This is a genomic window from Bradyrhizobium sp. 31Argb (assembly GCF_043638955.1).
Taxonomy (GTDB): domain Bacteria; phylum Pseudomonadota; class Alphaproteobacteria; order Rhizobiales; family Xanthobacteraceae; genus Bradyrhizobium.
This window is the reverse complement of record NZ_JBEGDB010000268.1, coordinates 1-11,091: the sequence shown is the minus strand read 5'-3', so window position 1 is coordinate 11,091 and position 11,091 is coordinate 1. Positions and strand designations below refer to the sequence as shown.

Sequence of the window (11,091 nt, the reverse complement as noted above, 5' to 3'; positions counted from 1 at the left end):
AGAGGACTTCCACCTCCAAGCTGTCGTTCATACTCGGCACACCGCTATGGATTGCTTCGCTGCGCTCGCAATGACGGAGAGCGTCGCGACAGCGAGCCTCACTTCCCCGTCTTCACCCTCGTCCACAGCCGGTTGATGATCCGCTGGGTTGCGGGGTCGCGCGCGGTGATGACGAACAGCTTCTTCTGCGTCGCCTCATCCGGATAGATGTTCTTGTCGTCGAGGATCTTGGGATCGATCAGCTTCTGGCTGGCCAGGTTGCCGTTGGCGTAGGACAGGAAATTCGAGTTCTTCGCAGCGACGTCCGGCCGGTAGAGGTAGTTGATCAGCTCATGGGCCTCGGCGACGTTCTTGGCGTCGGCGGGAATCGCGAGATTGTCGAAGAACATCTGCGCGCCCTCCTTCGGGATGGTGTAGCCGATTTCGACGCCGTTCTTGGCTTCGACCGCGCGGCTGCGCGCCTGCATGATGTCGCCCGACCAGCCCACCACGAAGCAGATCTCGCCGGAGGCTAGCGCGCTCAGATATTCCGAGGAATGAAACTTGCGAACATAAGGCCTGACCTTGCTGACGAGGTCAGCGGCCTTCTCGAGATCGGCCTGCTTGGTGGAGTTCGGATCGATGCCGAGATAGTTCAAGGCCGCCGGCAAGATGTCGTCGGCAGAGTCCAGCATATGGATGCCGCAATCCCTAAACTTCGCGAGATTCTCCGGCTTGAAGACCATGTCCCAGCTATCGATCCTGGCATCGGGGCCGAGAATCTTCTGCGCCATCTGGACGTTGTAGCCGATGCCGGTGGTGCCCTACATGTAATTGGCGGCGTAGTTGTTGCCGGGATCGTAGGTCGCGAGCTCGCTCGTCACCACCGGCCAGGCATTGGCGAGGTTCGGCAGTTTCGATTTGTCGAGCTTGAGGAAGACCTTTGCGGTGATCTGGCGCTGCAGGAAATAACCAGTCGGGACCACCACGTCGTAGCCCGACTTGCCCGCGAGCAGCCGCGTTTCCAGCGTCTCGTTGGCGTCGAAGGTGTCGTAAGTTACCCTGATGCCGGTCTCCTTGGTGAAGTCCTCCAGCACCCCCGGCGCCATATAGTTCGACCAATTGTAGAAATTGACCGTGCGCTCCTCGGCGCGGGCGGATGAGGAGACGAGCAGAGCCGCGGCCAGCAGGGCCGCGAAACGAATGGGATGACGGCCCTGCTCGTGCATCTCTCTACCTCTTTCGACGGTGCACCGCGTCCGACAGACGCTCCAGCGCAGTGTCGAGAGTTGCGTCCTTCTTTGCAAAGCAAAAACGTACGACCGAGGTCACCGGGTCCTTTTCGTAGAAGGCCGAGACGGGAATCGCGGCCACCTTGTAGTCGGTCACGATGCGCCGGCAGAACGCCTCGTCGGTCTCATTCAGACCGAGCGGCGACAGGTCGACGGTGAGGAAATAGGTGCCTTGCGATTTCAGGACGGGAAAGCCGAGGCTCTCGAGCCCTTTTGTCAGCCTATCCCTGCTCCGCGCCAGATCCTTGCGCATGTCGTGAAAATACGCATCCGCCTTGCCGAGCCCGTAGGCCACCGCCGCCTGGAGGTTGGGCGCCGTGGTGAAGGTGAGGAACTGATGCACCTTGGCGGCAACCCGCAGAAGCGGCGGCGCGGCGCAGACGAAACCGATCTTCCAACCGGTGAGCGAAAAGATCTTGCCGGCACTGCCGACCTTGATGGTGCGGTCCCGCATGCCCGGCAGCGTGATCAGCGGGATGTGCTCGCGGCCATCGAAGATCACGTGCTCCCAGACCTCGTCGCAGATCGCGACCACGTCGAATTCCTGGCAGAACCGTGCCAGCAGTTCGAGGTCTTCGCGCGGATAGACCACGGCGGACGGATTGAGCGGATTGTTGAACAGCACCGCCTTGGTCTTGTGGTTGAAGACGCTCCGCAGCATCTCCTCGTTCAGCCGCCAGTGCGGCGGCTCCAGCCGCAACAGGCGCGGAATGCCGCCGGCCTGACGGATGATCGGCAGATAGGGATCGTACACCGGCTGAAAAACGACCACTTCGTCGCCCGGTTCGACCACGGCCAGGATCGACGATGTCAGCGCTTCGGTGCCGCCCGAGGTCACCATGACTTCCGTCATGGGGTCGAGGTTGAGTCCGTGCCAGCGGCCGTAATGCGTGGCGATCGCCTGCCTGAGCTCGGGGATACCCATCATCGACGGGTACTGATTGTAGCCGTTGACGGAAGCGTCCGCGGCCGCGCGGCGGATGTCCTCCGGACCGGGATCGTCCGGAAAACCCTGGCCGAGATTGATAGCGTTGTTGTCGCGCGCGAGCTGCGACATCGCTTCGAAAATGGTGACGGGAAGGTCCGAGAAGACCTTGTTCATGGAAGTCATGGAAAGGTCAGCCGCCCGTCTTGGTCGGCAATCCCGCCGCCTTCCAGGCCAACATGCCCCCGGCCAGATGCTGGTCGTACGGCAACCCCGCCGACTGCGCCGCAAGCGATGCCGTCACCGAACGCTTGCCCGAGCGGCAGGCGAACACGACCTCTTTGCCCTGCGGATCGGGAATCTCGTCCGGATCGAACGTCGACAGCGGCACCACGACGCTATCAGGATAGGCCTCGGAAGCGACCTCGTTGGGCTCGCGGACGTCGACCAGGAGATAGCGTCCATCCGCTATTCCCTTCGACACCTCCTGGGGCGTTAGATCATGCACCTTGTGGTCGGCCACGCGCGTTCTCCAGACAATTCATGGGCTCAGCCAGCCCCCTGTTTCGGGGGCAAAGTCGCCTCTTGCGCAGGGAAAATCAAGCACCGCGAACGGCTTAGGACCGGCAAAAAGCTAGATCGTCACCTGCGTTCCCACCTCGACGACGCGGCCGGTCGGGATCTGGAAATAATCGGTGGCGTCGTTGGAGGCGCGGCTGAGCGCGATGAACAGATGGTCCTGCCAGCGCGGCATGCCGGAATGCGCGGCGGGCTTGAGCGAGCGCCGCGACAGGAAGAACGAGGTCGACATGATGTCGAACTGCCAGCCGAGCTTGCGGGCGATCGCCAGCGTCTTCGGCACGTTCGGCGATTCCATGAAGCCGAAGCGCAGCGTCACCTTGGAGAAGGTCGGGCTGATCTGCTCCATTCGCACCCGCTCGGACGGGTCGATCCGCGGCGTCGGCGCGGTCTCGATGGTGAGAATGACGTTCTTCTCATGCAACACTTTGTAGTGTTTTAGACTATGCATGAGCGCGGTCGGCGCACTGGCAGGATCGCTGGTCAGGAACACCGCCGTGCCGGAGACGCGCTGCGGCGGCCGTTTCTCCAGCATCGCGATGAGGTCGGCGAGCGGGAATTCCAGCTTGCGCGACTTCTCGAACAGCAGCCGGCTGCCCCGCCGCCATGTGTACATCAGCAGCATCACGGCGCCGCCGAGCGCCAGCGGCACCCAGCCGCCTTCCAGCACCTTCAGCAGGTTTGCCGTTAGGAAGGTGAGATCGAGAAACAGGAAGGGCGCGATCAATGCGGCGGCGGCGAGCGGCGACCATCGCCAGACCTTCCACACCACGACAAAGCCCATCATGCCCGTGACCACCATGGTGCCGGTCACCGAGATGCCATAGGCCGAGGCCAGCGCGCTGGAGGAGCGGAACATCACGACCAGCAACAACACCGCGATAAGCAGCATCCGGTTGATGCGGGGAATAAAGATCTGCCCCGAATGGGCCTCCGAGGTGTGGCGAATCTCGAAGCGCGGCAATAGGCCGAGCTGGATCGCCTGGCGCGTCAGCGAATAGGCGCCGGTGATGACGGCCTGGCTGGCAATGACGGTCGCGATGGTGGCGAGCACGACCATCGGGATCAGCGCCCAATCCGGGAACATCAGGAAGAACGGATTCTCGATCGCCTTGGGATCGACGATGACGAGCGCGGCCTGCCCCATATAATTCAGCACCAGCGCCGGCAGCACGATGAACAGCCAGGCGACCTGGATCGGCCGTTTGCCGAAGTGCCCGAGATCGGCATAGAGCGCTTCCGCGCCGGTGACGGCGAGAAACACCGCGCCGAGAGTGACGAACCCGATCACACCGTGATGGAGCATGAAGGAGACCGCGTAGAGCGGATTGAAGGCCAAAAGGACCTCAGGATGCCTGATGATCTGCGGCACGGCTGCGATCGCCAGCACAGCAAACCAGACACACATGATGGGTCCGAAAAACGCAGCAACCCGAGCGGTGCCGTGGGACTGCACGGCAAACAGCGCCACCAGGATCAACGCCGTGAGCGGCACGACATAATGTTCGAAGGTCGCGGTGACGAGCTTGATGCCCTCGATCGCCGACAGCACCGACAGCGCCGGCGTGATCACCGCGTCGCCGTAGAACAAGGCCCCGCTGATGATGCCGAGCATCACGACCGCGCCGGCGCCCTTGGTAACGGCGCGTTCGGCCAGCGCCATCAGCGCCAGCGTTCCGCCCTCGCCGTGGTTATCGGCGCGCAGCAGAATCACCACATATTTAAGCGTGACGACGACGATCAGCGCCCACAGGATCAGGGAGAGCACGCCGAGCACGGCCTGCGTCGTGGCGACGCCACTGTGCTCGCTTGCCGCCACAGCGGCTTCGCGAAGGGCGTAGAGCGGGCTGGTGCCGATGTCTCCGTAGACGACGCCGATGCTGCCGAGCGTCAGCGCTCCGAACCCCGCCGTGGAATGCGCCTCTCCATGTCCACTGGCCGCGGGCGTTTCCGCCGCGGTGACCGCACTCTCGGACGACATGGGAGGGAGCCTCTATTGTTCACTGCACAATGAAACAGCGCGGCAGGCCTATATCCCTGCTCGAATGCATGGGTTAGGCGAAAAATGGGCTGCCACCATGCATTTTACACATAGGTCGATCGTTTAACCAGCCGCAATCGTGCGCCGGTCAGATAGTTACCTGGGTGCCGACCTCAACCACGCGCCCCGTCGGAATCTGAAAATAGTCGGTGGCATCGTTGGCCGAGCGGCTCATGGCGATGAACAGGTGATCCTGCCACAACGGCATGCCCGACTGCGCCGCGGGTTTGAGAGACCGCCGCGACACGAAGAATGACGTCGCCATGATATCGAACTGCCAGCCGAGCTTGCGGGCGATCACCAGCGCCTTCGGGACGTTCGGCGATTCCATGAAGCCGAACCTGAGGCGCACCTTGGAGAACTTGTCGCTGACGCGTTCCATGTAGACGCGCTCGGAGACATCGACGCGCGGCGTCTGCGCCGTCTCGATGGTCAGGATGACATTGTGCTCGTGCAGGACCTTGTTGTGCTTGAGATTGTGCAGCAGCGCGGTCGGTACGAAGCCGGGATCGCTGGTGAGGAACACCGCGGTGCCCTTGACGATATACGGCGGCCGCTTCTCCAGGCTCTTGATCAGGTCGTCAAGCGGCACCTCGATGCGCCGGGTCTTGGCGATCAGGATGGCCGTCCCGCGCCGCCAGGTCCAGATCATGGCCGCCATGGCTGCGCCGAACAAAAGCGGCACCCAGGCGCCCTCGAACAGTTTGAGGAGATTGGCGCTCAGGAACGTCATGTCGACTACCACGAACGGCACGATCACCGCGGCCGCGGTCGCTGCGCGCCAGTTCCACAATTTCCAGATCACCACAAAGCCCATGATGCCGTCGGCGACCATGGTGGTGGAAACGGCAATGCCGTAGGCCGATGCCAGTCCGCTCGAGGTGTGGAACATCAGCACCAGCAAGAGGACGCCGACCAGCAGCAGCCGGTTGACGCGCGGCAGATAGATTTGCCCGGCATGGGACTCCGAGGTGTAGCGGACCTCGAAGCGCGGCAGCAGGCCGAGCTGCACCGCCTGGCGGACCAGCGAATAGGCGCCGGTGATGACGGCCTGGCTCGCGATCACAGTGGCGGCGGTCGCGAGCACCACCAGTGGCAGCAGCAGGAAGTCGGGAACCATCCGATAAAACGAATTCTCGATCGCGGATGGATCGGATAGCACCAGCGCCCCCTGCCCGAAATAATTGAGCAGAAGCGACGGCAGCACGAAGAACAGCCAGCCGGACTGGATCGGCTTGCGGCCGAAATGGCCGAGATCGGCATAGAGCGCCTCGCCGCCGGTGACGGCCAGGAACACCGCGCCCAGCGTCACCAGCCCGATGGTGCCATGGGTGAGCAGGAACTGGAGCGCGTAATAGGGATTGATCGCCGCCAGCACCGACGGGTCATCCTTGATGTGGACCAGCCCCATCACGGCAAGCGTAGCGAACCAGACCACCATCACAGGCCCGAAGGCGGAAGCAACCCGCCCGGTGCCGATGCGCTGGACCGAGAACAGGACGACCAGGATGACGATCGTGACGGGCACCACGTAATGTTGAAGTGCGGGCGTCGCGAGCTTGAGGCCTTCGACCGCCGACAGCACGGAGATCGCCGGCGTGATCATGGAATCGCCGATGAACATCGAGGCGCCGACCACGCCGAGCGCCAGCAACAGCCAGCTTCTCCGCCCCAGCGCCCGCTGCCCCAGGGCCATCAGCGAGAGCGTGCCGCCCTCGCCGTTGTTGTCGGCGCGCAGGAGCAGCAGCACGTATTTCGAGGTGACGACGATGAAGAGCGCCCACAGGATCAGCGACAGCACGCCGAGGACGATGATTCGGGATACCGGCTGCCCATGCGTCTCGCCGGCGACTGCCTCGCGGAACGCATAGAGCGGCGAGGTACCGATATCGCCGAACACCACGCCGATACTGCCCAGCGTCAAGGCCCAGAAGTTGGACGTAACCGGCCCCTCTTGGACCTCGCTGGATGAGACGCTGACAGCCATGGCGGGGGGAACGCCCAATCTGCTAGTTTGATCCGGCGCGGCTATCCACGCTTCCGCGTTCCCTGTCGACGGTTGCGGCGGCCGCGACAAGCGCGTAACGGTCCCCGGCTGGACAGGCGGCAGATAGTAAATTCGGCAGATTACGGCTTCAAGCCGGGCGGCAGCGGCGGATCCTCACGCATCAAGGTGATGGTGACGCGACGGTTTGCCGCGAGCGAAGGATCGTCCGGAAACAACGGCTGGCTGTCCGCCTTGCCCGAGACGGCGAAGATGTGCGAGGGGGGCAGCCCCTCGCGCTCGAGGATCTGGCGCACCGCATTGGCACGGTCCGCCGACAGGTCGAACGCACCGTATTCGCTGCGCGCCGGCACGAAACCGGCGGCGGTGTGGCCGACGATGGATACGCGCAGCGGCGTTGCCTTGAGCGGCCCGGCAAGCTTCTGGATCAGCCGCCGCGTGCGGTCGTAAGGTACCTTGGAGCCGTCGGCGAACATCGAGCGGCCGTCCTGGTCGATGATCTCGAGGTTGAGGCCCTCCTTGGTTTCCTCGAACATGATGTGCTTGGACATTTCGGTCAATTCCGGCATGTCCTGCAGCGCCTGCCGGAGCGAAGCGGACGCGAGCGCGAAGGCGCGGTCGGTGTGCAGCTTGGCGCCGTTCTCCTGATTGCGCTCCTTCTCGTCGGGCGTCGGCCTGTCCGAGGTCTCCTCCGGCGAGATATGCTCGACGTTCTTCAACTTCGGCCGCGTCGGCAGGCCGTCGGATTCGATGATGCCGGAATAGCGCACATTGGTCTGCGAGCCGAAGGCGTCGCGCATCGAACCTGCGACGATCTTCAGCTTGTTGTTGTCCATGCTGGAGAAGGCGACGAGCATCACGAAGAAGCTCATCATCAGCCCCATCAGGTCGGCGAAGGTCACGAACCAGCCGTGCCCTCCGGTATGTGCATCGCCGCGCTTTTTCTTGGCCATCGCGTAAAGCTCCGGATCGCTGCCAGGCCGAAGGTCAGGCCGGCACCGGCTCGCCCTCTCCTTCGCGGTGCTTTTCCGGCAGATAGGCGAGCAGCATTTCGCGAACCAGCGCCGGGCTCTTCGAATCGCGAATCATCAGGATGCCGTCGATGATCAGGGTGCGGTTGGTCTCCTCGTCCAGCAGCTTGCCGTGCAGCTTGTCGGCGATCGGCAGGCAGAACAGGTTCGCAACCAGCGCGCCGTAGAGCGTTGCCAGCAGCGCCGTCGCCATGAATGGACCGAGCTTTGAGGGATCGGTCATGTTGGCGAACATCTGCACCATGCCGATCAGCGTGCCGATCATGCCGAAGGCCGGTGCGCAGTCGCCGATCGCGCGGTAGATCTTGCTGCCCTCGTCGAGATGCATCAGGAAATTGTCGCGGTCGCGCTCGAGATTGTCGCGGATGAATTCGAGGTCGTAACCGTCGGCGACGTAGCGGATTCCCTTGGCCAGGAAGGGCTCGTTGGTCTCGACCTTTTCAAGGCCGACCGGCCCCTGCTTGCGGGCAATCTCGGCGATCCGGGCCAGTTCGTCGACCAGATCGCGCGCCGACAGCCGGCTCACGGTGAAGGCGAATTTGGCGCCCAGCGGCAGGCCATGCAGGATCGCGCCCAATGGAAAGCGGATCATCGTGGCCGCGACCGATCCGCCGAAAATGATGATCATCGCATGTTCGGAAATGAACATGTGCAGGTCGCCGCCCATGAGCATCATCACTGAAATGACGATAATGCCCGCCAAGAGTCCGGCGCCCGTCATAATATCCATGGGAAACTCCAACGCGTACGCAATACACCGCCTGTCCTGGACGGTGCACGACCCAACCCCGGACCGCGCCGGAAAACCCTACGTGGGCGCCATTAAAGACCCGTAAAGGTTAAGCCGAAGAGGAACCCGTAAAATCCCGAGTGGACGCGTGGAGTTTAGGCGCGGCGCCGGTCTCAATCTTTCGCTAACCATAATCGCCGGCGCGGCTCAGTGACCGGCATCGAGCCCCGTGAGTTCGAGACTGAGCGCGCGGAGCCGTCTCCGTGCCGACGCGTCATAGGCTTGCGGATTGGCCCTGGCCTCGTTCATGCCGTTGAAGAACAGCCCGCTTTCGTCGGCGACATCGTCGCCCGACACCAGATGCAGGATCGCTTCGCCGCCCTGCTCGACGGTGGAGATCGGGGTGATGCCGCCCGCGCGCACCATGGTGGTGTTCATGTAGGTCGCCGGGTGCAGCGAATTTGCGGTGACGCCCGAGCCTTTCAGCTCTTGCGCAAGATCGACCGTGAACATGATCTGCGCAAGCTTGCTCTGGGCGTAGGCGCGCGAGCCGCTGTAGTTCTTCGTGATCATGACGTCGTCGAAGTCAATCGGATGCTGGCCGAGCGAGGCGACATTGACGATCCGCGACGGCGCGCTCGCTTTCAACAGCGGCAGCAAGAGACGCGCGAGCAGGAAACCCGCGAGGTAGTTCACGGCAAAGCGCAGCTCGTAGCCGTCCCTGCTGGTCTGCCGCGCCGGCCCCTCGCTCTGCGTACCGATCCCGGCATTGCTGACGAAGACGTCGAGCCGCGTGTGGTTTCCGAGCACGGCCTCCGCAAGTTTTCGCGTCTCGGCAAGCGAGGACAGGTCGGCCTGGAAAAAAATAGGCTCGCGGCCCCCTGCCCGCCTGATCTCTTCGATCAGCGATGCCCCGCGCGCCTTGTCGCGTCCATGGACCAGCACGCTGGCGCCGCCGATGGCGAGCCTCTTCGCAACATAGCGGCCGACGCCGTCGGTTGAGCCGGTGATGAACACGGTCTTGTCACGCATTTCCATCGCGCACCTCCCGTCCCTGCCCTCGTGGGTTCCGCATGGCGGCCGAGCGACAACTACACCCGTCTGCGGCGCTGCGCCACGGGTCAGAAACCTCCCGCACGCAAGAGTGTTTTGCTATTGGTTGCCGCCGATAGCTGGGCGTCAGCAGATGCTGCGCGGCTGCTATTGGGCGTTCGTTCATTCAGGGGAACAGATGTTGGCCTCCAGTTCAAACTGGATCATGCGAAATACTCCGTCGCTGGAGCCTTTCGGGCTGTTCGCGCTGTTCGGCGTCCTGACCGTGTTCCCTGCCATCCTGATGATCCGCGTGCTCGAACCTGAGCTCGTGCTGCCCGCATTTAGCATCCTGCTGTTCGCGGAGGCGGCAGTGGCCGCCATCTTGGCGCGCCTGATCCAGGCTCAGGAAAACTCAGGGAAAGTCACGTGGTGGGACTTTGCCGGTGCATTCACCTTCATGGGGTGTGCAGCAGCAATCTTTGGCGAACCGGACCAGGCGGCGCTGTTCTTCGAGGAAGAAGCCGTCGCGCGTTCGAATTCGCGACAGTAACTATACTAGAGCGTACCAGGCCGGGCCCCTCTGGCAGCCGACAGGCTGCGATGTCGGACTGGAGTTAAGTTGGAGTGGCCCTGCTTTGATCTGCGGCATTGATGGCGGGACATATCGGTGAATCCCTCACCGATATGCATCGCCATCAAGCCGGCATCTAATCCGGGGTCACTCTCCAGACCAGAAGGGGAGCATGACCCGTGTCCGAATTTCTTGGCTTTGAATTCCTATCCGCGCTGTTGCAGGTCGTTCTGATCGACTTGGTGCTCGCCGGCGACAATGCCGTCGTTATCGGCCTGGCCGCGGCCGGCCTGCCCGAAAAGCAACGCAGCAAGGCGATCCTGATCGGCATCCTCGCGGCGACCGTGCTGCGCATCCTGTTTGCCGTCGTGGCGACGCAGATCATGCAGATCGTCGGCCTCCTGCTGGCCGGCGGAATCCTGCTGTTATGGGTGTGCTGGAAAATGTGGCGCGAGTTGCGCGCTGCCGCGAAGGAAGAAGCCGATGCCGAGCTCGGTGGCGCGTCTTCAGACGGGGCCCCCCGGAAGACGCTCTTCCAGGCCACGACGCAGATCATCGTTGCCGACGTCTCAATGTCGCTCGACAACGTCCTGGCTGTCGCGGGAGCTGCCCGCGAGCACCCGAGCGTGCTGATCTTCGGCCTGATCCTCTCCATCGCATTGATGGGCGCAGCCGCGACCTTCATCGCGCGGCTGCTGCAGAACCATCGCTGGATCGCCTATGTCGGCCTGGCCGTCATCCTCTATGTCGCCATCGACATGGTCATTCGCGGCGCCCACGAAGTCGCCAAAGTCGCGCCGATATGACGAAGCCCTGGCCGATCTGACGAAGCCCTAGGCCGTGTGGACTCTTGGGATTCTCAAATCAGATTGAACGTGATTCAAGGCTTTCTTTTAGGAGGAA

The 11,091-nt window shown here is 62.9% G+C and carries 9 protein-coding genes and 1 pseudogene; 2 read left to right on the top strand and 8 right to left on the bottom strand.

What is annotated here, in order from left to right; translation table 11 throughout:
• Positions 1-98 precede the first annotated feature (98 nt).
• From AAFX91_RS33475 to AAFX91_RS33440, 8 genes and pseudogenes are all read right to left on the bottom strand, one after another.
• Positions 99-1,208: pseudogene (locus tag AAFX91_RS33475) on the bottom strand (polyamine ABC transporter substrate-binding protein).
• Positions 1,209-1,212: 4 nt separating this feature from the next.
• Positions 1,213-2,382, bottom strand: a complete 1,170-nt coding sequence (locus AAFX91_RS33470) for an aminotransferase (RefSeq protein WP_394569412.1) — start codon at positions 2,380-2,382, stop codon at positions 1,213-1,215.
• 7 nt (positions 2,383-2,389) lie between these two features.
• Positions 2,390-2,719 (bottom strand): rhodanese-like domain-containing protein, encoded by a 330-nt coding sequence (locus tag AAFX91_RS33465; protein WP_282530332.1) that lies wholly within the window; start codon positions 2,717-2,719, stop codon positions 2,390-2,392.
• A gap of 111 nt (positions 2,720-2,830) precedes the next feature.
• Positions 2,831-4,756, bottom strand: coding sequence for a potassium transporter Kup (locus AAFX91_RS33460; protein ID WP_394569411.1), 1,926 nt, complete (start codon positions 4,754-4,756; stop codon positions 2,831-2,833).
• A gap of 148 nt (positions 4,757-4,904) precedes the next feature.
• Positions 4,905-6,803, bottom strand: a complete 1,899-nt coding sequence (locus tag AAFX91_RS33455; protein ID WP_394569410.1) for a potassium transporter Kup — start codon at positions 6,801-6,803, stop codon at positions 4,905-4,907.
• Between the two features lie 140 nt (positions 6,804-6,943).
• Positions 6,944-7,774 (bottom strand): flagellar motor protein MotB, encoded by an 831-nt coding sequence (locus AAFX91_RS33450; RefSeq protein WP_130580624.1) that lies wholly within the window; start codon positions 7,772-7,774, stop codon positions 6,944-6,946.
• Between the two features lie 34 nt (positions 7,775-7,808).
• On the bottom strand, positions 7,809-8,582 hold the full coding sequence (locus tag AAFX91_RS33445; RefSeq protein ID WP_130580623.1) for a motility protein A: 774 nt from the start codon (positions 8,580-8,582) through the stop codon (positions 7,809-7,811).
• Between the two features lie 207 nt (positions 8,583-8,789).
• Complete coding sequence (locus AAFX91_RS33440; protein ID WP_394569409.1) at positions 8,790-9,620, bottom strand: SDR family NAD(P)-dependent oxidoreductase; 831 nt, start codon at positions 9,618-9,620, stop codon at positions 8,790-8,792.
• A gap of 148 nt (positions 9,621-9,768) precedes the next feature.
• Between AAFX91_RS33440 and AAFX91_RS33435 the strand changes: the two genes are divergently transcribed.
• Positions 9,769-10,167: a hypothetical protein gene (locus AAFX91_RS33435; protein ID WP_394569408.1), complete on the top strand. Its 399-nt coding sequence runs from the start codon at positions 9,769-9,771 to the stop codon at positions 10,165-10,167.
• A gap of 200 nt (positions 10,168-10,367) precedes the next feature.
• Entirely contained in the window at positions 10,368-10,994 is a 627-nt protein-coding gene (locus AAFX91_RS33430) for a TerC family protein (protein ID WP_394569407.1), read from the top strand.
• Positions 10,995-11,091: the final 97 nt, after the last annotated feature.